18 protein-coding genes are annotated in these 22,641 nt (G+C 42.3%); 13 read left to right on the forward strand and 5 right to left on the reverse strand.

The genetic code is table 11. The features are described 5' to 3' along the window. Nucleotides 1-7: 7 nt before the first annotated feature. From NVS78_RS12320 to NVS78_RS12380, 13 genes are all read left to right on the forward strand, one after another. Nucleotides 8-634, forward strand: coding sequence for an acyltransferase (locus NVS78_RS12320; RefSeq protein WP_286359437.1), 627 nt, complete (start codon nucleotides 8-10; stop codon nucleotides 632-634). Nucleotides 635-655: 21 nt separating this feature from the next. After that, nucleotides 656-2,137, forward strand: coding sequence for an oligosaccharide flippase family protein (locus NVS78_RS12325; protein WP_286359438.1), 1,482 nt, complete (start codon nucleotides 656-658; stop codon nucleotides 2,135-2,137). Continuing rightward, nucleotides 2,130-3,356 carry a Coenzyme F420 hydrogenase/dehydrogenase, beta subunit C-terminal domain gene (locus tag NVS78_RS12330; protein ID WP_286359439.1) on the forward strand — a complete coding sequence of 409 codons (1,227 nt, stop codon included), beginning with the start codon at nucleotides 2,130-2,132 and terminating at the stop codon, nucleotides 3,354-3,356. Before NVS78_RS12325 ends, NVS78_RS12330 begins: the two co-directional genes overlap by 8 nt. After that, nucleotides 3,353-4,450 carry a polysaccharide pyruvyl transferase family protein gene (locus tag NVS78_RS12335; protein WP_286359440.1) on the forward strand — a complete coding sequence of 366 codons (1,098 nt, stop codon included), beginning with the start codon at nucleotides 3,353-3,355 and terminating at the stop codon, nucleotides 4,448-4,450. Before NVS78_RS12330 ends, NVS78_RS12335 begins: the two co-directional genes overlap by 4 nt. A 9-nt stretch (nucleotides 4,451-4,459) precedes the next feature. Then, nucleotides 4,460-5,386: a glycosyltransferase family 2 protein gene (locus tag NVS78_RS12340; RefSeq protein WP_286359441.1), complete on the forward strand. Its 927-nt coding sequence runs from the start codon at nucleotides 4,460-4,462 to the stop codon at nucleotides 5,384-5,386. A 4-nt stretch (nucleotides 5,387-5,390) separates the two neighbouring features. Beyond that, nucleotides 5,391-6,437, forward strand: a complete 1,047-nt coding sequence (locus NVS78_RS12345) for a glycosyltransferase family 2 protein (RefSeq protein WP_286359442.1) — start codon at nucleotides 5,391-5,393, stop codon at nucleotides 6,435-6,437. Between the two features lie 133 nt (nucleotides 6,438-6,570). Continuing rightward, on the forward strand, nucleotides 6,571-8,922 hold the full coding sequence (locus NVS78_RS12350) for an LruC domain-containing protein (protein WP_286359443.1): 2,352 nt from the start codon (nucleotides 6,571-6,573) through the stop codon (nucleotides 8,920-8,922). 19 nt (nucleotides 8,923-8,941) lie between these two features. Continuing rightward, a complete protein-coding gene (locus NVS78_RS12355; protein ID WP_286359444.1) occupies nucleotides 8,942-10,087 on the forward strand; it encodes a glycosyltransferase family protein in 1,146 nt (381 codons plus the stop codon). Beyond that, on the forward strand, nucleotides 10,084-11,238 hold the full coding sequence (locus NVS78_RS12360; protein ID WP_286359445.1) for a glycosyltransferase family 4 protein: 1,155 nt from the start codon (nucleotides 10,084-10,086) through the stop codon (nucleotides 11,236-11,238). Before NVS78_RS12355 ends, NVS78_RS12360 begins: the two co-directional genes overlap by 4 nt. A 16-nt stretch (nucleotides 11,239-11,254) precedes the next feature. Continuing rightward, entirely contained in the window at nucleotides 11,255-12,106 is an 852-nt protein-coding gene (locus tag NVS78_RS12365) for a glycosyltransferase family 2 protein (RefSeq protein ID WP_286359446.1), read from the forward strand. 5 nt (nucleotides 12,107-12,111) lie between these two features. Beyond that, a complete protein-coding gene (locus NVS78_RS12370; protein ID WP_286359447.1) occupies nucleotides 12,112-13,191 on the forward strand; it encodes an endonuclease/exonuclease/phosphatase family protein in 1,080 nt (359 codons plus the stop codon). Between the two features lie 32 nt (nucleotides 13,192-13,223). After that, a complete protein-coding gene (locus NVS78_RS12375; RefSeq protein WP_286359448.1) occupies nucleotides 13,224-15,152 on the forward strand; it encodes an ATP-binding protein in 1,929 nt (642 codons plus the stop codon). Nucleotide 15,153: 1 nt separating this feature from the next. Then, nucleotides 15,154-16,335 carry a glycosyltransferase family 2 protein gene (locus NVS78_RS12380; protein ID WP_286359449.1) on the forward strand — a complete coding sequence of 394 codons (1,182 nt, stop codon included), beginning with the start codon at nucleotides 15,154-15,156 and terminating at the stop codon, nucleotides 16,333-16,335. A gap of 78 nt (nucleotides 16,336-16,413) precedes the next feature. Here NVS78_RS12380 and NVS78_RS12385 read toward each other — a convergent pair whose 3' ends face one another. The 5 genes from NVS78_RS12385 to rfbC all read right to left on the reverse strand — a co-directional run bounded on the left by NVS78_RS12385 (nucleotide 16,414) and on the right by rfbC (nucleotide 22,617). Next, nucleotides 16,414-17,346 carry a UDP-glucuronic acid decarboxylase family protein gene (locus NVS78_RS12385; protein WP_286359450.1) on the reverse strand — a complete coding sequence of 311 codons (933 nt, stop codon included), beginning with the start codon at nucleotides 17,344-17,346 and terminating at the stop codon, nucleotides 16,414-16,416. Between the two features lie 58 nt (nucleotides 17,347-17,404). Further along, nucleotides 17,405-19,018: an ABC-F family ATP-binding cassette domain-containing protein gene (locus NVS78_RS12390; RefSeq protein WP_286359451.1), complete on the reverse strand. Its 1,614-nt coding sequence runs from the start codon at nucleotides 19,016-19,018 to the stop codon at nucleotides 17,405-17,407. Nucleotides 19,019-19,212: 194 nt separating this feature from the next. Next, entirely contained in the window at nucleotides 19,213-20,076 is an 864-nt protein-coding gene (gene rfbD, locus NVS78_RS12395) for a dTDP-4-dehydrorhamnose reductase (RefSeq protein WP_286359452.1), read from the reverse strand. An 11-nt stretch (nucleotides 20,077-20,087) separates the two neighbouring features. Continuing rightward, entirely contained in the window at nucleotides 20,088-22,028 is a 1,941-nt protein-coding gene (locus NVS78_RS12400; RefSeq protein WP_286359453.1) for a polysaccharide biosynthesis protein, read from the reverse strand. Between the two features lie 43 nt (nucleotides 22,029-22,071). Beyond that, nucleotides 22,072-22,617, reverse strand: a complete 546-nt coding sequence (rfbC, locus tag NVS78_RS12405; protein ID WP_286359454.1) for a dTDP-4-dehydrorhamnose 3,5-epimerase — start codon at nucleotides 22,615-22,617, stop codon at nucleotides 22,072-22,074. Between the last annotated feature and the right edge of the window lie 24 nt (nucleotides 22,618-22,641).

Raw genomic sequence — 22,641 nt, forward strand, 5'->3', positions numbered from 1 at the left:
TACCGTTATGAACATGCCCCAATTAAAAGAACGAATAAAACAAAATCCCCGATTAAAGCAGTTCATTCTGACATGGATGGTTCATCCGGTAAAGACCCGGCCGCGGCATTGGCTACGTCTTTTACAACCTTTCTATTTAAAACGGGAAAAAGGGGCTATCATCTACCGTAATGTACGAAAGGATCTGGTACCTTTCAACCCGTTCACTTTAGGCAAAAAGTCCGTTATAGAGAGCTTTTCCACTTTAAACAATATGGTAGGCGAAATCCGTATCGGCAACCATAGCCGCATCGGATTAGGCAACACGATTATCGGTCCCGTTTTCATAGGAGACAAGGTCAATCTCGCCCAAAACATCACCGTTTCCGGCCTAAACCACAATTACCTCGATCCGGACCTGCCGATTATCGACCAAGGGGTATCGACCGCTCCTATTCATATAGAAGATGACGTCTGGATCGGAGCAAACGCCGTTATTCTGGCCGGAGTTACGATCGGCAAACATGCTATCGTCGCGGCGGGAACCATCGTAAACCTTTCCGTCCCCCCTTATTCCGTATGCGTGGGTAATCCGGGAAGAATTATAAAACAATATGATTTCATAAAAAAAGAGTGGGTAAAATACAATAAATAATCGACCTTTCAACAACCTATCATGTCAACCTATTCAAACATAGCTAAAACAACGGGAATCATCGGTGCAGTAAAAATAATCATGATGTTTTTCGGAATCATACGAGCCAAAATCATCGCTATGGTTCTCGGTTCTGCCGGTTTTGGTTATTACGGGTTATACAATAGCGTGACGGATTTGGTCTCTACCGTATCCAGTCTGGGACTGAACCAAAGCGGAGTTCGTCAGATCGCCAAATCGAATGTACAAAACGACAACCAACAAGTCTCCAAGACCTATACCGTACTGCATCTGTCGATTCTGATCACCTCTTTCTTAGGGGCACTATTTATCTGTATCTTTTCCAAAACCATCAGTTTTAAATTATTCAACACAACAGATTATTATTGGGGAGTATGCATTGTCTCTTCGGTCGTATTATTCAATGGTGTTTCCAACGGACAAATAGCCGTTTTAAACGGACTGAAACAAATCAAGAGTATGGCCATCTGCCAAATAATAGGGGCCGTTTTCGGTTCGTTATCAACCATCATTCTTATCTTGATTTGGGGAGATGCGGCTATTCCGGCAAGCATAGCCCTGGTCGCTTTAACCATGCTTCTCAGTACCGGTTACTACTTAAAAAAATTGCATTTGAAACCGACCCGCCTCTCTTTTGCCGAGGCGAGAACGGAACTGAAAGGTCTATTAGGCATCGGCATCAGTCTGTCCGTAGCGGCAGCCGTGGCGAACTTGATGACCTACTTTTCCAGAATTTATCTGAAAGATGCCATGGGAATAGAAGTGGTCGGTATATACCAATCCTGTTGGACGTTGTCCAACATGTACGTGGGTATGATCCTGTCGGCCATGGGGGTCGACTTCATGCCCCGAATCATGACTTACATTCAAAATAATGCAAAAGTCTCCGACTGTATCAACGAACAGATCGAATTGGGTGTACTGATAGCCGGTATCGGAATCTTAGCAAGCTTCGTTTTTGCACCTGTCATGCTCAACCTTTTTTATTCCAAAGAATTCGAAATAGGAACGTCTATCATCCGCTGGCAATTGATCGGGGTACTCTTCCGGGTTTTCGGTTTCTCCTTCGGCTACGTTATTACGGCCAAGGGGAAAGGATTGCTATACATAATCATCCAATCGCTTTTTTTCATATCGGAATACCTATTACTGATTGGATGTATCAAATGGTTCGGTCTGGACGGATTGGGAATAAATTATTTCATAGCCTACCTGCTCTATATCTTCGTCGGGGGGATTACCTGCGCCAAATTAGTCGGTTACCGTCCTTCTGCCTTTTTATTACGAATCACGGGCATCCTGTTTATTTTTATTTGTATCGTAGCCCTTTTAAACTATCTCATAACAGATCCATGGATTTTCTATGGAATCAGCTCGTTGGTGCTCGCCATCGATCTATATTGGACACATAAAACATTAACAACCCGGATGGGAATAAATCTTGTACAACTCGTCCGGTCTAAATTGAAGAAAAATGCCTGATCTACCTTCTCATAAAAACTGTAGCGGCTGTCTTGCCTGTATAGATTGTTGCCCGGTCCAAGCCCTTTCAATGAAACGGAAGAACGGTTTTTTTCACATTGTTGTCAATCACTCCACTTGCATAAAATGCAAATTATGTGAAAAGGTCTGTCCGAATCTGACTTTCAAAACATCGAACAAGGAGACTGATACGAGAGTATACGCCGTCTGGTCTCTGAATCAAAACATCAGATTTCAGAGCGCCAGCGGAGGAGCCTTTGCGGAATTAGCCCGGCATTTTCTTGTAAACGGAGGATACGTGGCAGGAGCCGTCTTGGAAAACAACCGGGTCTTTCATAAATTCATTCATCACGTCGATGATTTATCTCAATTACAAAATTCCAAATACATCCAAAGCGATACCATAAACATATACAAAGAGACTCGTAAGCTCTTATTCCGAAACGAGAAAGTGCTGTTTTCCGGAACTCCTTGTCAAATCGCCGGACTTTTTCAATTCCTGAAAAAAGACAATATTGAAAATTTACTTACAGTCGAGATCGTATGCAACGGAGTAGAATCAGAACTCGTCTTGCAAGATCATTTAGGCCATTTCCAAGCCGATCACATCATTAGTTTTCGAGACAAAACACAGGGTATGAAATCTTACGGGACGACCACCCTTTCCATACAAGGCTGCTCACGTAAAATTCCGCAGCAAGAAGACATCTTCGCTCGTTTCTTTTTCGGCGGATTGACCTTGCGTCCCAGCTGCTATAATTGTCCGTTTTCAACCCTACCGAGGCCAGCGGATATTACATTGGGCGATTATTGGGGAAGTGACGAATGGCCGGAAGAAACAGAGAAAGGCATATCTCTTGTTATCACCAATAACGCCCGGGGAACATCCGCTTTCAACGAATTGCAAGAATCCGGAAATATCGAATCCAATCCCGTAAAATGGGAAAAATGTTTACCTTACAATCCTCGTATATTCACCGGAAAAAATTATTTACAATACCATCCGGCAAGGATGTTCTCAAAGCTTATCCGTCTACTTCTCCCGGCCGAGCTGCAACGGAAGATTTTTTCACATCCGGTACCATTTGCCTTCGACAAGTTCAGTCTGAAAATCATTACCTTCATCGCTAATTATTTTTCATCCCGAACGCGTAAAAAGTGTCAGGAAACTGTCGCCAGGATGAACCGATTCACAAACGAAAAAAAGGAAGTCATATGAAAATAGGGATATTAACTTTTCATAGAGCGCATAACTATGGAGCCGTTCTGCAAGCTTTCGCTTTACAGGAATATTTGCGTAAAGCCGGACACGAGGTGAAAATCATCGATTACAACCCGCCTTTTTTGGAGGCCAATTACAAAATCTTCGCCTTCAAAAAATTTTTGACGACTAAGGTTCACGTCTACTATTTGCTCAAAGGAGCGGCCATCGAGTTATTGACTCTTCCGGCCAGGACAAAGCGTTACAAAGCTTTTTCCTCTTTTATCCGCTCCAAGTTAGCCCTCTCCACTCCGACCGTTTACCATAAAGAAGAGATACCGAAAGATTTCGATGCCTACATTTTCGGTAGCGATCAAATCTGGAATCCGAAAATAACCAAAGGATTCGACGACGTTTATTTCGGTTTGTTCTCTTCTCGTCCGGAAGCACGAAAGATCGCTTACGCGGCCAGCATGGAGGCATCAACCCTGAACGACGAAGAGAAAGAATTTCTCGGCAAAGCCCTCTCCCAATTGAATACGATCGGTGTCCGGGAGTCAAAATTAAACGCCCTGTTACAACCTCTCGTCGAACAAAAGATTCAAACCGTAGCGGATCCGACCATCCTATGTGCAAGAGAAACATTCGACAATATTGCCGTAAAACCGGATTTTCAAGGCAAATACGTACTCGTATACCAGGTAAGAATTATGCCGGAGACCCTCTCTTTTGCCCAAAAATTAGCAGACCGGATCGGGGGAAAGGTCATACAATTGGTATCTACTCCCGTTTTAACGAATCGTCCGGGAGTATACAACTATGCCTCTCCGGAAGAATTTATCGGCTGGTTTAAACATGCCGATTTCGTGGTAACGACCTCTTTTCACGGGACCGTATTTTCTCTCCTGTATCAAAGAAATTTTTATGCCTTGGAGATCCACTCCATAAGCACGCGTATCCGCTCGTTACTGCAAGATGTGGAACTCTCGGAACGTTACGTGAAATCGACAGCCCAACCGGACACCATGCCCATCGATTTTACCCGGGCAACACAGCGTTTAGCCCGGTTGCAACAGGAATCAGCCTTTTTTTTACAAAATGCATTAAAATAAAATGGAAACATGGAACAGCCTAAAGTCAGTATCATTATACCCATATACAACACGGAAGCTTACCTCAAAGCGACAGTCGATTCCATCCTCCGGCAAACATTACACGAGATTGAAATCCTTCTCATCAATGACGGCTCCACCGATCAAAGTTTACGGATCATGCAGGAGTTGGCAGCATCAGACAATCGCATCATCCTATTTTCACAGGAAAACAAAGGGTTGTCCGCCACGCGCAACCATGGCCTGGCTATGGCAAAAGGAGAATATATCTATTTTATGGACAGTGATGATCTATTAGAAGCAACGACTTTAGAGGAGTGTTATTCCAAATGCCAGACTCTTCGATTGGATTTTTTATTTTTCGATGCGGATACTTTTTCCGATGATAACCATATACGTTTAGATAATAAATATTCTCGAACACAAGGTTTAGAGGACCGTGTCTACAACGGAATCGAAATGCTGAATCTGCAATTGGATACTTTCCGGTTTCAATCGTCAGCCTGCCTAAGCTTCATCAAACGCTCATTTTTAGAGCGCATAAAACTACTGTTCCTACCCGGAATCATTCATGAAGACCAACTATTTACCGCCCAACTTTACATGCTGGCCGACCGGATAGGATTTATCGCAAAACCATTTTTCAAAAGAAGGGTAAGGGCAAATTCCATCATGACCCGAAGATTCTCATATCAAAATATGACATGTTACTTTATTGTTTCTTCAAAATTATTGGAATTCAGTAAAGACAAAAACAACGAGATAAAAAAGACCGTCCGCCGGTTTATCTCTATCATGTTAAACGCAACAGTCTATAGAGGCAGGGAAATGACGGTAAAAGAGAAATTCCGTACCCTTGGCAGATTCCTTTTTTCCTATCCTCGCCTTGTTTCTATTAAAAGCATGCTGAGACTGTTTATCACTAAAAAATCTTGATCCCATGACCTACAAAGTAACTTTAGCCATGCCCGTTTATAACGTGGCCCTCTATATAAAAGATGCCCTGCTCTCAGCTCTTAATCAAGATTTCGATGGATTGGAAATCCTTTTGTTAGATGATAAAGGAAACGACGGCAGTCTCGACATCGTTAGAGAAATACTCCGTACCCATCCCCAAAGGGAAAAGGTACGGATCATAGACCAAGAAAGAAACCAAGGGCCTGGATTAGCCCGCAACCGTGCCATAGAAGAGGCCCGGGGAGAATACATCCTGTTTATGGATAGCGACGACCAACTCTCTTCCGATTGTGTCGAAACACTATACCAAAAGGCTATGGAATATCCTCAGGCGGATATAATCGCCGGGAATACAGCCTATGTCATGCCTTCCGGAGAAAAGCGTTATCCCTTTCACAAACGTCAATTCTCCGTATTGGTCTCCCCCGAAGAGGTAATGAACTTCTATGTTAATCCCGATACATTAATGGGGCTCGCCACGTGGAACAAACTATTCAAGGTTAGTTTTTTGAATGAATTTCACATTCGCAATAAGGAACATCGAATACTCGAAGACCGTTATTTCTTTATTCAAGAGTGCATGAATGCCCGGTTTGTGGTCGCTTTGGAAAAAATCACCTATTACTATTTAATCCGGGAAGGGTCCACTTCCAACTCGGATGCAGAACGCTACTCCATCACCCGTTCTCTCCTGCTACAACGCACGAAATTAATAACGGACTGTACTCATTACGTTATGAATCACCCCGATCCTTCGGCCCGCGTATACGGGACAATGATCGTACTGGAACATATCCGGCAACTCCTACCGCTTGCCGCCAATTGCCGACATGTCACCTACCGGGAAAAAAGAAAAATAATAGAGTCCTTGCACGATCCCCGATTATTCCAATTAGCTCATACGTCCGGTTTGATAAAAAAACGCCTGAACAGTAAACGATACCGGATACTATTTTTTAGTTTTAAATTACCGGCTCTTTTTTATCCCCTATGCTGGATATTTATTGAAAAAATACACCGAATAATTTGATTTAAAATAAGTTTACCCTATTAAAACATTTATTTACCGCACAATTTATGTATATTTGTATAGTAGATATTTTGTTAAATATATTCTACTTGGCATATATTTAGTCTTTATAATACTCTAAATAAACAAGCTTATGAGAGAGAAAATACTCCAAAAGGTACTGTCGGTCATATTTTTTATCGCTATATTAATCGGATGTCAGAAAGATTATTTTGACCCGGAATATTTTGAAAAAAATTACATCATCCAAAATATCCCTAAAAACTTCGATTGGTCGAATATTTCGACTCTGGATGTGACAGTCATCCCCTATGATACTCATAATAACAAATATTTTTATACCATTGAAATATTTGACGAAAACCCAGTATTCGAAAAAGAGAAGGCGATCCTATTGGCCAAAGGTGTAGGCAGTCAGAATCAGACGTTTCAAACAAGCGTTGTTCTACCTAAAGGTACACCCACGATATTCGTTCGCCAAACCTCGCCGGAAGGTCAACAAACCATACAAGAATATACCGTGGAAGGAAATAAGCTGACCTGCAACTTCAATCCCGTACCAAACACTAACGTATTGGCTAAAACCGCCCCGAAAATCAATACGATCCAAAATTACAACATCGAACAAACCGACTTTCCGACTCCCTCTCAGGCCATCGAAATCAACAGTTCGTCTCCTTCACCCTATCGGCTCCAATACGGCAATAGTTACGTGATCAGGGGAAACTACACCGGAGAAATCGAATACTCTTGGGGGAACGTCTCCTTATACGTGGAAGGCACATGGCAAAATACCTCTTCCGCACGGTTAAAATTAGAAAAGGACGATAACCTGATTATCCAAAACGGAGGAGAAATTATTTTTAACGAGCCGGTAGATATCCAGGCTACGAGTGATGAAACAAACATAGTTGTTGCCCCCGGCGGAAAATTCAACCTTGCACAAAAAGAGGTAAACCTTACCCTCAGCAACAAATCGAAATTCATCGTACGAGGGAAAGTCTTTTTAAAAAATCTGATCTTTGAAAACGGAGCCAGGTTGTACAATACCGGAGAAACCTCCGTAACGAATTTCACCGTTAAGAATAACCAAACGATGGTTACAAACGACGGGAGTCTCGTGGCCGACGAAGTGAATCTTATCGGTTCTCTATTTACCAACAACGGGCCGCTAACGACCGATAATTTCATAACGGAAGGCAGCACTTTTATCAACAACAGTAAATTTACAGCCAAGTATATTGATTTCAAAAGAGGTGCGTACACAAACAATTGCATGACTCTATACGACGATTTTACAATGAATGGAACCACACTGTCGCTTGCAGCAAATACGCTCGTCAGTGGAACATCCATGACGGTAAAAGGAACGACCATCCAAATGGAGGGACACTCAATTATATCCATATCCGATAAAATGTCTTTCACAAACGCTTCCAGTACCATCAACGGTATCGGCAACGAAGAGTTCGCTTTGCTTCGGGTTAAAGAAATAGATGCAAAAAGTTGGAAAATAGCAACTTTTCGTGGAAACCTTGAAATCGAATGCTCGCATTACCCGGGAGCCAATTATCACGTACTCCTCGAACCCGCCCATTGGGTTGCAGAAGGAGAATCGACCATCCGTATTCCGGCCTCTGAATGCACCGACGGGAACATAACGGACCCGGGAGACCCGAAGGATCCGGATTTTCCGATCGAAGGAGACAGTACGCTGATGTATACCTGGATCACGGAAGATATGTTTCCCGACTTGGGAGATTACGATATGAACGACTTAGTGGTCGATTTAGGTGCGATACCGGCTATCAACTCCAATAACATGGCAGAGAGCCTCACCCTAAAAATAGTGATTCGCGCGGTAGGATCTACCCGCACCATCGGAGCGGCCCTTCAATTGGATCAGGTGATTCCCGGTGAAATCCAAAGCGTAACTTACAGTGTTAATAATCTATTCGAAGGAAAAATGTTTTCGGTCAATGCCAAAGGTTTGGAAAACGATCAGACTCAGGCTGTCGTTCCTTTATTCGAAAACGCCCACAAGATTATGGGAGTATACAACACCGCCATCATGATAAATACGTTTGCCCTCGGATCCGTAGTCCCGGGAAAAGGCGAACGGAAAGACATACAGAAATTCGAGGTTAAAATAGAATTCAGCCGCCCTATCGCATTAAACAAAATCAACATGAACCGACTCAATCTCTTCGTGATCAGCGGAAACAAATTTACTCCCCGGAGGACCGAGATCCATCTACCCGGATTCAAACATACGGCTTTGAGTAATATCAGCCGTCCCATCGAAGAGAGTACGGACGGCTTGATGTGGGGCCTGTTGGTACCGCGCTCATTCCGTTATCCGGCCGAAGCGATTTCGATATTAAAAGCATATCCGGATTTCGAAAAATGGGTAACATCAGGAGGTACAAATTATCTGGAATGGTATAAATCACCCAGCACAAATGACGCGTACATTTACAGATAACGGTAGAAAAACGACTCCTATGAAAATGCTTTTTTTAATTTTTCATGGCTTTGCCGCATACAACGGCATCAGTAAAAAAATATTTTATCAAAAAGATGCGTTGCAAGCCTGCGGATGGGATGTCCGGTTTTGTTATTTGGATTTGGATTCGGATGCGGAAGGCTGTCACATCCGACGGGTCGAAGAAACAATAATAGATAACTACGGGAAAGGGTGGATCGCCAAAATAAAAAAACGAACGGCATACAACCACCTGTACCGGTATATACTGGAGAATGACATCCGTTTCGTTTATATGCGATACGATCATAACGCCAACCCGTTCCTGATCCGCTTTCTAAAAAAATTACGTAGAAAAGGAATTAAAACTGTCGCGGAAATTCCTACCTATCCCTATGATCAAGAATACAACGGTCTGGCGCTAAAAGAAAAACTAATGTTATACGCGGATAAGTGTTTCCGGGAATCCATGGCTAAACAACTTTTTCGTATCGTGACATTTTCCGGCTATACCTCCATCTGGCATGTTCCCGCGATCAACATCTCCAATGGAATCGATTTCAACCGGATAAAATTAAAAACACAACGCGACCATACTCCCCAGGTGTTCCATTTGACGGGGGTGGCAGACATGCATCGCTGGCATGGCTACGACCGTATCGTGGCCGGCATGGTAGAATATTATAAACAACCTCGCGATACGAATGTGTATCTCCATCTGGTCGGGGGAGGAATGCCGGATATTTTAAACGAACTCCATCAAATGGTCACGGACCATCATTTGGAAGAAAAAATATTTTTCCACGGCCCCGTATTCGGGGAAGAATTAGATAGCATATTCGAACAAACAGACATGGGAGTTGCCAGTTTAGCCAGGCATCGTAGCCAAATTTCCAAGATCAAAACTTTAAAAAACAGAGAATACGCTGCCCGGGGAATTCCATTCGTCTATTCCGAAACAGATGAAGACTTCGATCGTATGCCCTATATCATGAAAGCCCCGGCCGACGATTCGCCTATAAATATTCAATCTCTTGTCGACTTCTGGCAAACACACCGTTTTACCCCGGCAGAGATTCGAAGCTCCATCGAACCCGCCCTTTCGTGGACGCAACAAATGCAAAAAATAACCGATGTCGTAACCTCAAGCAAAACTGAACCATGAGTCTTAAAATAGCTTATTGTATCCCTTCTCTCTATTACCCGAGCGGCATGGAACGGGTCCTTACCTTAAAGGCAAACTATTTCACGGAAGTCTTTAATTACGAAATCTATATCATCATCACAGACGGGAAAGAAAAGGCTCCTTACTATCCGCTTTCTCCGAAAGTGAAACTAATACAATTGGATATAAACTTCGATCACCTCTACGGTCAACCCCTCCATAAACGAATTGTCGGATACCGGAAAAAACAACGACTATACAAAAAACGTTTGAAGGAGGTCCTTTGCAATATTCGTCCGGATATCACCATATCCATGTTACGGAGAGAGATCAATTTTATCAACTCCATACCGGACGGTAGTATAAAACTGGGTGAAATCCATTTTAATCGTTCCAATTACCGGGATTTCAGTAACGAAAAGTTACCGCATTGGTTGCAACAAATAATAGCCGAATTCTGGATGAACCAACTGATACGGCAATTGAAGAGATTAAAGAAATTTATTGTTCTTAGTCACGAAGACAAAGGATATTGGAAAGAATTGGACAACGTCGAGGTAATTTATAACCCACTCTCTTTCTTTCCTGACAAAACTTCTTCTTTAGAGACGAAACAGGTCATTGCCGTCGGAAGGTACGTACCGCAAAAAGGATTCGACCGCCTGATCGATGCCTGGCAATACGTGGCCCCTAAACATCCGGATTGGACATTAAAAATATACGGCGACGGCATGCGCTCTCGATTAGAGGCCCAGATACATCGATTGCAATTGGAAAAATCATGCATTTTGGAACACTCCGTCACTGACATCGTTGATAAATATTGCGAAAGCTCTGTATTTGTCTTGAGTTCCCGCTTTGAAGGATTCGGTATGGTCATTATCGAGGCCATGGCTTGCGGCGTTCCCCCTGTTTCATTTACCTGCCCCTGCGGCCCCCGGGATATTATTCAGGACGGACAAGACGGTCTCCTCGTAGAAGACGGTAATATAAAACAATTAGCCGAAAAAATTTGTTATTTAATTGAAGAGAACGAGGAAAGAAAAAGAATGGGAAAAGCCGCCCGTATTCACGTGGAAAGATTCAAAATAGAACACATTGCCCGGCAATGGAAAAATCTTTTCGAACAACTACTTCCTCAAAAAATATAAACTAAAAGCAGAAACTATGTCTTGGTATTCAAAATATCTATCCGTTTACAATAAAACTTTCGATGAAATTCCTTCCCGAACGCTACAAGAGATAAGGGAAAAATTGCAATGGATCAATCAATCGGAACAGCCGTTAGTCTCCGTCGTCGTCATTGCTCATAACGAAGAAAAACATTTGGCTGCCTGCCTTTGGTCCCTTAGCGATTCCCTTTGCCGTTATCCCATGGAGATCATAGGAGTGGACAATAGCTCTACGGATCGTACGGCGGATATTTATAAAGCTTCCGGTATTCCTTATTACAACGAAACACGAAAAAGCTGCGGATATGCCCGCCGATGTGGTTTGGAACAAGTCCGAGGTAAATATTACATCTGCATCGATTCCGACACCATGTACCCTCCCCGCTACGTGGAGACCCTTGTCCAAAAATTAGAACAACCGGGGGTTGTTGCCGTATCTTCTCTCTGGAGTTATATTCCTGATAAAGATCACCCGTGGTTAGGTCTCAAAATATATGAATTCATGAGAGATACCCATCTCTTTTTACAATCTTTCAAAAGACCGGAACTAAGTGTCCGGGGGTTGGTGTTCGCCTACAAGGTCGAATACGGGAAAAAAGTCGGCTACCGCGTCGACATCATCCGGGGCGAAGACGGATCTATGGCTTTGGGGTTAAAGAAATTCGGAAAAATCGCTTTTGTTCGAAAAAGAAAAGCACGGGCTGTAACAGGATACGGAACGGTAAGTGCGGACGGTTCCTTTTTCAACAGCTTTAAAACACGAATCATCAAATACCTTTCAGGTATGAAAAGTTATTTTACCACCAAAACAGATTATAAAGACGAAGATTCCAATCTTATCAAATAAAAATTATGGCAGCACTTCGATTCATGCTTTCGTTATTAATGATCCCAATTACGTTGTTCATCGCATTAAGTAGTATCATGGGAGCATTGGCCGTTTATGTTCATCCGGAAACCTCCTGGACCATCGCTATTCTCGGCTTACTCCTTCCTGCCACATTAACTATGAACCTCTTGCTTTGTATATATTGGGCGATTAAAAAAAAGAAGTGGATTTCCGTTCCCATCGTAACGATCCTGTTAAATATCCCCTATCTCTTATCTTTATTCCAATTTTCACCCTCTTCTAACCCCGAGAACGATAAGATTCGCATCGCGACCTATAATATTTTAAATTTTAAGAACTTAGAATCCAATCATACCTCCATTCCCGATATCGTGAATTTCTCGGAATCGAATAACGTGGATATTCTCTGTTTGCAAGAATACGGTGAGTCCAATCAAGAAAACGCTATCTCTCCGGCTTCCCGTTTTTTAAGTTTACCTTATTCCGCTAAAAGCTGGTCGCACCAAACCCATACTTCTAATTACGGAATTGCCATATTGAGTCGCTACCCCATCATCTCCTCCCAAAATATAAGCTTTGATTCTCCGACGAACAATGCCATGTGGGCAGACATAAAGATCGGGCAAGATACGATTCGCATTTTCAATGTACATATGCAAACGACCAATTTCAGCCAAAAAGAAAAACAATTACGCCAACAACTCTTGAAGGACGCTCCGACAAGCGGGAAAAAGGCGGCAAAAGAAATCATTCTGACATTAACAAACAATTTAGAGATACGGGCTCAACAAGCGGAACTATTGCGATCCATCATCGATACCACCCGGTTTCCGACTATCGTATGCGGAGATTTTAATGATCCTCCCACTTCTTACGTCTATCGTAAAATCAGAGGGAAACTGAAAGACAGCTTTATGACAAGCGGAAACGGATACGGATATACTTACCGTAATCTTTGCAAATTATTTAGGATAGACTATGTATTATATTCTCCTGAAATACACGGGACTTCCTATCGCTCTCCCTCCCTCCCCTGGAGTGATCATAATCCTGTCGTTACAGGGATCGAATTGGTAAAATAATATTATCTTTGCTTACCCATAATTATTCGGAAATGGAAAATGATTTACCTCATACGGACCCTATTCAACAAAAGACTTCTTCGGAGAAAAATTATCCCCCTTCTCCCGAAGAAACAGAGGAGATCATTCAAGCCATGAATTCGTCTAATGAAGAGATATATGCACTCAGAACCGACGGGTCTCTTTATTATGCCAACGATCAAACCAAGATAAGTTACAATTTAAATAAACCTATCTCGACCTATTTTATTTGGGATTTTCATTTGGAAATAACTCAGAAGAATTGGCCTGAAAAATTAAAATTCTTCAGAGAGAACTCAACAGGATGCAGGTATATTTCCAGGCATAAATACCCGGGCGGAAGCAGTAGACCCGTAGAAATAGTCTCCAGAATCATAAATTATCAGGGAGAAGAAAAAATATGGGTATTCTGCAGGGATATCTCTTCAACCATACAACACGAGAATAAGATTAAAGAATTAAACAGTCTGTTTAATTCCGTCTTAGATAATATTCCGGTCTATCTCTTTGTTAAGGATACCAAAGACCTCCGTTACCTGTATTGGAATAAAGCGTTTGAGATATATTCACATATTCCGACCGACTGCGTTATCGGTAAAACCGATTTTGAAATATTTCCCAATGAAAAAGATGCCGAACATTTTAGAAACGACGATCTTCGTTTATTAAGTACAGGCAAGGATATCGAATTCATCGAAACTTACCAAAATAATTCAGGAGAATTACGAACCGTCAAAACGTTAAAAACTCTAATCCGGGACGATAAAGGAGAGCCTACTTTTTTAGTGGGGATTTCATGGGACATCACGGATATGAAAAATTCTGAGCAAGAACTTATCAAAGCCCGGCTAAAAGCAGAACAATCGGATCAGTTGAAATCGACTTTTCTATCAAACATGAGTCACGAGATCAGAACTCCGCTTAACGCCATCATCGGTTTTTCCCGGTTGATCTGCGATCTTCCGGATCAGGAAGAGAAACGGAACTACATGGAAATCGTAGAGAATAACTCGGAACTACTCATCCAACTCGTCAACGACATACTCGATCTATCCAAGATCGAAGCCGGAACCCTGGAGTTTTACGATAAACCGACCGATATCAGCGAATTATGCCAAAAGATTTTGCAGATGTATCAACATCGTACGGCAAAAAACGTAACGCTGTTATTGGACCACCCCGCGGAGTTAATCATACAGATCGATGGAAACAGACTGGCACAAGTCTTATCCAATTTAATTACCAATGCCATAAAGTTCACTTCCAAGGGGTACATCCGTTTCGGATATCATTTGTTAGGAGAAAAAATAGAATTTTACGTGATAGACACGGGATGCGGTATCCCACGCGAAAAATTAAATGATATTTTCAGTCGTTTCACCAAGCTCAACTCCTTTTCTCAAGGTACGGGACTCGGTCTTGCCATCTGCAAAATGATCGTTCAAAAAATGAATGGAGAAATCTCCGTTGAATCGGAATTAAATAAAGGTACTACATTCAGGTTTACGATTCCTTATCATTCGACTCAATTAAAAAGCACGGAAGAACCTGTAAATCGAATCAACGTAAAAGAAGAGATGGACAAACAATACACGATTCTAATCGCAGAAGACGTAGAAAGTAATTTTTTGCTTCTAAAAGTCCTGATAGGTAAAAAATATAAATTATTACACGCCTGGAATGGTATTGAAGCGATTAAATTATTCAATGAAGAGAAACCGGATCTCATCCTAATGGATATTAAAATGCCGGAAATGGATGGTTTGGAAGCGACCCGTATTATTCGGGGAAAATCCAAAGATATTCCGATCATCGCTTTAACAGCTTTCGCTTTTAACGATGATCGTACCCGAACGCTGGAAGCCGGATGCAATGATTTTTTGACCAAACCGATATCCTCGTTACTCTTAAAAGAAACCCTCGAAAAATATTTAAAATAAGATGCTCGGAATAGACTATTTTTTCTGGATAACCGCCATTATAGTTCTCTATACCTACATAGGCTACGGCATTCTCCTCTATTTACTCGTTAAAATAAAAGAAAAGAGACACCCTATTCAACCGTTATACCTGCAAAAACCGGTCCCGACGGCAACCCTCCTAATTGCTGCCTATAACGAGGAGGATATAGTGGATTTGAAAATGGAAAACTGTAATCAACTCAATTATCCGAAAGATAAATTAAACATCGTATGGGTCACGGATGGATGTACCGACAACACGAATCTAAAACTGGCTAAATATCCGGAAATCACAGTTTTGTACGTCCCCGAAAGAAAAGGAAAAACTGCTGCCCTCAACCGGGGGATGCAATATATACATACCCCTTTCACCGTATTTACAGATGCCAATACCATGCTAAACCAAGAAGCGATCCGGGAGATTCTAACCCCGTTTTCCGATCCTGTCGTGGGCTGCGTCGCCGGAGAAAAGCGAATTGTCGTCGAAGACAAAGATAACGCTGCCGCAGGAGGAGAAGGTTTTTATTGGCGATACGAATCCAAACTGAAATCGTGGGATTCCCGCCTGTATTCAACAGTAGGAGCTGCAGGAGAACTTTTCGCCATCCGTACTTCACTCTTTGAAACCATGCCGGAAGATACGCTATTAGACGACTTCGTCCTATCCATGAGCATTGCTTCCCAAGGCTATAAAATCGCTTATAGAGATTCGGCATACGCCATAGAATCCGCCTCCGCCGATATCGGGAATGAACAAAAAAGAAAAGTACGTATTGCCGCCGGCGGGCTGCAAGCGATATGGAGGTTACTCCCCTTGTTGAATATCTTCCGCTACGGCATATTAAGCTTTCAATACATCTCCCACAGGGCCTTGAGATGGTCGATCACACCCGTACTTCTCTTTCTTCTGTTTCCTTTAAATATTCTACTCGTCTGCCTAAGGCCGGAACAAACAGGCTACATGATCCTGCTCGTCCTTCAATGTCTATTTTATCTTATGGCAATTGGGGGAAGTATTCTGCAACAACGACACATCAAAGTAAAAGTTTTATTTATTCCTTATTATTTCGTATTCATGAACTTGAATGTAATAAAAGCCTTCTTCTATTTACGGAAACACAAAGGGACAGGAGCTTGGGAAAAGGCCAAAAGAAAACAATAAAGTCTCGAATCTACACGTGTTCCTCAACACTACCGAACAACTCCATAATTAAAAATATCTCATTCAGCCACTGAATTTTTATATTTTCCGGAAATAATCAATCGTTCGTAATAACCCCTCTCGTAACGGAATAGCCGGTTTCCAATCCAATACTTTTTCTGCCAGAGCAATATCCGGTTTTCTCTGTTTCGGATCATCCGAAGGCAACGGCTTAAATATGATTTTTGATTTAGATCCCGTGAGCTCTAATATCTGATGAGCCAATTCCAAGATAGTGAATTCATTCGGATTACCTATGTTCACGGGTCCTGTAAAACTATCGTCCGTTTGCATGGTACGGATCATACCTTCGACCAAATCATCCACGTATTGAAAACTACGGGTTTGCGAACCATCTCCATATATTTCTATATCCTTCCCGCGTAAGGCGTTAACAATAAAATTAGATACTACACGTCCGTCGTTTATTGACATACGAGGCCCATAAGTATTAAAAATACGTACAATTTTTATCCGAATCATCAGTTGCCGATGATAATCCATAAACAAGGTTTCAGCACACCGTTTACCTTCATCGTAACAGGAACGAATCCCGATAGGATTTACATTTCCCCAATAATCTTCAGGTTGCGGATGCACGATAGGATCTCCGTACACCTCACTCGTAGAAGCTTGCAAAACTTTGGCATTGGACTGCTTGGCCATTCCCAATACATTAACAGCCCCGATCACGGAGGTTTTCAATGTTTTTATCGGATCATATTGATAATGAATGGGAGAAGCAGGGCAAGCCAAATTATAGATCTCATCCGCGTCTTTTATAATGTACGGGTATACAATATCATGATTTACCAACTCAAAACGAGGATGATCCAATAAATGGGCAATATTTTCCCTTGCACCGGTAAAAAAATTATCCAAACAAGTAATCTGCGCTCCTGTTGCCAACAAACGTTCGCATAGATGGGAACCCAAAAAACCTGCCCCCCCGGTTATCAATATCTTTTTCATTTTTTCATATTTAGGAATTATAAATTTTCATTTACACCCCAACAGCCTCTTATAGCCCCTATCTATACATCTTCTCCGCTTGTGCTTTTATAGTATCACTCGTAATATAATCATCAAAATCCATACGTTTATCGATAATTCCGTCAGGCGTCAACTCGATAATCCGGTTACAAACCGTTTGAATGAACTCATGATCGTGCGAGTTCATCAATACAACGCCTTTAAATGCAACCAACGTATTATTAAATGCCTGAATAGATTCCAAATCCAAATGGTTTGCGGGAGAATCCAATACCAATACGTTTGCATTTGTCAGCATCATGCGGGCAATCATACAACGCATCTTCTCTCCCCCCGATAACACTTTCACCCGTTTATATATATCCTCTCCGGAAAAAAGCATCTTCCCTAAGAAACCGCGTAAAAAAGTCTCACTCGTGTCCATTGAATATTGCCCCAACCACTCGACCAATGTCATATCCGTTTGAAAAAAGGCCGAATTATCCAACGGTAAATAGGCATTGGTAATCGTTACACCCCAACTATACGATCCTGTATCAGGCTTATCATTTCCGGTAATAATCTCCAATAAAGCCGTCATTGCCCGGGGATCTTTCGACCAGAATACGATCTTATCCCCCTTCTCCACGGTAAACTCCACGTTCCGGAACAACCACTTCCCCTCGACCTGCTTACTCAAGCCCCGTACGTCGAGAATCCGATCTCCCACTTCCCGTTCCGGGGTAAAAATAATACCGGGATATTTCCGGGAAGAGGGAAGAATTTCCTCTACATTCAACTTTTCCAACATCTTCTTCCGACTCGTCGTTTGCTTCGACTTAGCGACATTAGCACTAAATCGCTGAATGAACTCCATTAACTCCTTCTTTTTCTCCTCCGCTTTTTTATTTTTAGCCTGAGCCTGACGTAAAGCCAACTGACTCGACTCGTACCAAAAACTATAATTACCGGCAAATAGCTGTACCTTACCGAAATCGATATCTACCGTATGAGTACTAACGGCATCCAAGAAATGCCGGTCATGCGATACGACCAATACGGTATTTTCGTAATTTGACAAATAATTTTCCAGCCACATCACAGTCTCTATATCCAAATCATTCGTCGGTTCGTCCAACAATAAATTATCCGGCTTACCGAACAACGCCTGAGCCAGCAAAACCCGCACTTTCTGTTTACCGCTCAAATCTTTCATCAAAGAATAATGCCACTCCTCCTCTATTCCCAGTCCACTCAATAAAGATGCCGCATCACTCTCCGCATTCCAACCGTCCATCTCCGCAAATCTCTCCTCCAATTCGGAAGCCCTGACCCCATCCTCATCCGAAAAATCGGACTTCGCGTATAATGCATCCTTCTCCTTCATTACATTCCATAAATCCAGATGCCCCTGCATTACCGTATCCAATACCGTACACTCATTATAAGCTTGATGATCCTGTTTCAATACCGACAATCGTTCTCCCGGACCGAACATTACGGTTCCACGCGTCGGTTCCAAATCCCCGCTTAACATCCGCAATAAAGTCGATTTTCCCGCACCATTCGCCCCAATCACACCGTAACAGTTTCCCGGAGTAAATTTCAAATTCACATCCCGAAATAAAACCCGTTTTCCAAATTGAATCTCTAAATTTGAAACTACAATCATTCTATTATATCTTTTTTGTTGATAATCAACACATTTAACCTCAAAAGAAACGCCTGCAAAGATATGTTTTATTTCCAAATCTCACAAATAAAGATTAATACAATACTTTATATCGTTACTAATCTCACAAACGTTCCGATACTCGGAAAGCAATCCCCTTTCTCCCCCGGCAAATACTCTTCTCCGCCCAAATACTATGCTTTGAATCCTTTGTTCATACACCGGAGCAAGGCTTCTTTCCATTCCGGAATCTCTATTTCGAATTCCCGCTTAATCTTTGCCTTATCCAATACCGAATAGACCGGACGTTTCGCCTTTACCGGGTACTGATCCGTAGAAATAGGATTTACCTGACAACTCTCTCCGGATAAAGAAACGATCTCCTTTGCAAATTCATACCAAGAACAACTACCCTCGTTCGTGTAATGATAGATACCTTCATGTTCCGGTAATTCATCATTCTCTAACATCTTTATTATAGCATCAGCCAAATCTCCCGCGTAAGTCGGAGTTCCCCATTGATCATCCACCACATTCACCTCCTCTTTTTCTTTAGCGAGGCGACAAATCGTCTTGACAAAATTATGCCCGAATGCCGAATACAACCAGGCGGTACGAATAATAATATGCATGCAACCGGAACGTTTGATAGCCTGTTCTCCTTCTAACTTGGTACGCCCGTAGACAGTCTGCGGATTCGTTGCCTCTTTTTCCGTGTAAGGATGATCATGAATTCCGTCAAAAACATAATCCGTGGAGATATGTATCAATAAACAGTCCAATCTCGCGGCAGCCTTAGCCAAATTAGCGACGGCATCCCGATTGATTAAAGCCGCTTTCTCCTCCTCTTCTTCGGCCCTATCTACCGCCGTATAGGCAGCACAATTAATGATCGTATCGATTTCATGCACCTCGATGAACGAACATATTGCTTTAAAATCCGTTATATCCAACTCTTCTACATCCGTGTAAAACACCTCGTCTAACAATGAAAACTTTCTTTCCTGAAATTCCGAGCCTAACTGTCCGTTAGCCCCTGTTATCAATATATTCGCCATACCTTAAAACACTAAACATGAACTTTATCAAATTTCTCAAATTCCGAATTTTTGCTGATGTACTCCGGTACGATCATTTTCATTTTACAAATCATTTCCGGTATATTCACAACCGACGATAATTCACAAATCTCTTTCAACTTCTCTTTTATCTCATCATGGTCATACTCTCTGACTTTAGCAATACGGATCTTATCGTGCATCGTGGGGCTCGTATTCTCCTTATTACTCAACAACTCCTCGTATAACTTTTCCCCGGGACGTAAACCGGTATAAACGATTTTTATCTCTTTATCCGGAACGAACCCGGACAATTCTATCATACGCCGGGCCATATCAGCAATCTTCACCGGTTTTCCCATCTCAAATATAAAAATCTCGCCGCCGTCCCCCATGGTCCCGGCCTCTAATACCAATCGACAAGCTTCCGGTATCGTCATGAAATAACGAATAATATCCGGATGAGTCACCGTTACCGGTCCCCCGTTTCTGATTTGCTCCCTGAACCGGGGAATCACCGACCCGTTAGATCCCAAAACATTCCCGAATCGGGTAGTAATAAATCGGGTTTGTCCGGCGTATTTTCCGTCTCGAATAGCCACACTTAAACTCTGGACATAGATTTCCGCCAAACGTTTCGAAGCTCCCATCACATTCGTAGGATTCACCGCCTTATCCGTAGAGATCATGACAAACTGATCTACCCCGTATTTCACGGAATAATCCGCTACATTGCAAGTCCCATATACATTAACCAACACGGCCTCACAGGGATTCAATTCCATCAATGGGACATGTTTATAAGCCGCCGCATGGAAAACGACTTGCGGATGGTACTTACGAAATACGAAATCCACCCGCTCCGGAGAACGTACGTCCCCGATAACCGGAACGAAAGAGGTCCCCGGATAACGATCTATGAATTCCAACTGTATATTATGCATAGGCGTCTCGGCCGAATCAAAAAGAATCAACTGTTTGATCTTAAAACGAGTCAATTGCCTGCAAAGTTCACTTCCGATAGAACCGGCAGCCCCGGTAACCATCACTACCTTACCTTCCAATTTAGCCGAAATCTCCCGCATGCTGATTCGAATCTCATCGCGCCCCAACAAATCCTCCAAGCGAATGGTTTTCATTCGGGGACGAGGCAGATTGCCATCGTATACCTCTTCGATTCCGGGAAGTATAAGCATTTCCAAACCTCTTTTTTGACAAAAACGTACCAACCGGTCCTGTTCGTCCTGGGCCGTCCAATAATCCGGGAAAACAATGCCTTTAACCTGCAAGCGCCTTACCAGACGATTAAAAGACTCCTCTCCCTTCACGGAATAAACAGAGACTCCGGATAATCGATAATGCTTGTATCGCCTGCCTATCGTCAAGTATCCCACTACCCGGTAATTAGGTAAGAAATTATTAGATAACGTAATATTCAACGAAGCACTTTTGCTATCCATACCATATATTAAAACCCGCTCGACCTGGCCTATCGAATGCGTCTTTAAAAATTCGTACACATTGATAAACAAGACCCTCAGGGAAACCAACACGACGGCACTAAAATTCAAATCGATAATCCCACCCAACAACAAACGGTTTACCGAGACCTCCGGAATGATCCAATGAATGGTAAAATACAACAATATCACCTTCAAAATAATAGCCACCCCGATACGCCACGTTTCCTGCAGTGTCGTATGCCGCACGACTCCCCGGTAAGCATGCAATCCCAGAAAAGCCAACAAGCTATACACGGCTGACCATACCGTCAATCCCCCCACATACCCCGCCTTTATTGGCGTTTTTGTCACATACATGATAATAAAATAAACAAACAGGGTTACGCCAACGGATAAAATCAAATCTATGGCCAATACGATCCATCTGCTTATGTATCTCGAGTGTACAACTTTAGAAGCCAAGCTTCTCAGCTCGAACAACCTATTCATGATTCATTTTAATTTAACCGATGCAACCTATAACTTTAAGGAATCATATTCCTTTTACGTCCTTAAAATAAGGACGATTCTTATCCTTTTCAGATAAAATCATAACCTCCGCGGGTAATCTCCAATCAATCCGCAAATCGGGATCATCATAACAAATACCCGCCTCATACTCCGGAGCATAAAAGTTATCGCATTTATACTGAAAAACGACCTCCTTGCTTAAAACGACAAAACCATGTGCAAACCCTTTCGGGATAAATAATTGCCGCTTATTCTCTCCGCTTAACTCTATCGCCAAATGTTTTCCATACGTGGGAGATCCGGTCCGTATATCAACGACTACATCCAAAATCATACCGCTCACCGCACGAACCAATTTCGATTGCGTGTAGGGAGGCAATTGGTAATGTAACCCCCTCAATACTCCGTATACAGAACGAGATTCATTATCCTGTACAAATACTACCTTTCCTACTTGACGTTCAAATTCCCGCTGAGAAAAACTCTCGAAAAAATATCCCCGCTCATCTCCAAAAACCCGAGGTTCTATGATCACGACTCCCTCTATATCTGTCTTAACTACTTTCATCCAATAGATTATTATACAACAATA

Origin of the sequence: Gabonibacter chumensis, from assembly GCF_024741215.1 — a bacterium.
GTDB classification, from domain to species: Bacteria; Bacteroidota; Bacteroidia; order Bacteroidales; family Marinifilaceae; genus Gabonibacter; species Gabonibacter massiliensis.

Coding starts and splice junctions, on each gene's coding strand:
- NVS78_RS12320 (WP_286359437.1), top strand. CDS start 8: ATGAACATGCCCCAATTAAAAGAACGAATAAAACAAAATCCCCGATTA.
- NVS78_RS12325 (WP_286359438.1), top strand. CDS start 656: ATGTCAACCTATTCAAACATAGCTAAAACAACGGGAATCATCGGTGCA.
- NVS78_RS12330 (WP_286359439.1), top strand. CDS start 2,130: ATGCCTGATCTACCTTCTCATAAAAACTGTAGCGGCTGTCTTGCCTGT.
- NVS78_RS12335 (WP_286359440.1), top strand. CDS start 3,353: ATGAAAATAGGGATATTAACTTTTCATAGAGCGCATAACTATGGAGCC.
- NVS78_RS12340 (WP_286359441.1), top strand. CDS start 4,460: ATGGAACAGCCTAAAGTCAGTATCATTATACCCATATACAACACGGAA.
- NVS78_RS12345 (WP_286359442.1), top strand. CDS start 5,391: ATGACCTACAAAGTAACTTTAGCCATGCCCGTTTATAACGTGGCCCTC.
- NVS78_RS12350 (WP_286359443.1), top strand. CDS start 6,571: ATGAGAGAGAAAATACTCCAAAAGGTACTGTCGGTCATATTTTTTATC.
- NVS78_RS12355 (WP_286359444.1), top strand. CDS start 8,942: ATGAAAATGCTTTTTTTAATTTTTCATGGCTTTGCCGCATACAACGGC.
- NVS78_RS12360 (WP_286359445.1), top strand. CDS start 10,084: ATGAGTCTTAAAATAGCTTATTGTATCCCTTCTCTCTATTACCCGAGC.
- NVS78_RS12365 (WP_286359446.1), top strand. CDS start 11,255: ATGTCTTGGTATTCAAAATATCTATCCGTTTACAATAAAACTTTCGAT.
- NVS78_RS12370 (WP_286359447.1), top strand. CDS start 12,112: ATGGCAGCACTTCGATTCATGCTTTCGTTATTAATGATCCCAATTACG.
- NVS78_RS12375 (WP_286359448.1), top strand. CDS start 13,224: ATGGAAAATGATTTACCTCATACGGACCCTATTCAACAAAAGACTTCT.
- NVS78_RS12380 (WP_286359449.1), top strand. CDS start 15,154: ATGCTCGGAATAGACTATTTTTTCTGGATAACCGCCATTATAGTTCTC.
- NVS78_RS12385 (WP_286359450.1), bottom strand. CDS start 17,346: ATGAAAAAGATATTGATAACCGGGGGGGCAGGTTTTTTGGGTTCCCAT.
- NVS78_RS12390 (WP_286359451.1), bottom strand. CDS start 19,018: ATGATTGTAGTTTCAAATTTAGAGATTCAATTTGGAAAACGGGTTTTA.
- rfbD (WP_286359452.1), bottom strand. CDS start 20,076: ATGGCGAATATATTGATAACAGGGGCTAACGGACAGTTAGGCTCGGAA.
- NVS78_RS12400 (WP_286359453.1), bottom strand. CDS start 22,028: ATGAATAGGTTGTTCGAGCTGAGAAGCTTGGCTTCTAAAGTTGTACAC.
- rfbC (WP_286359454.1), bottom strand. CDS start 22,617: ATGAAAGTAGTTAAGACAGATATAGAGGGAGTCGTGATCATAGAACCT.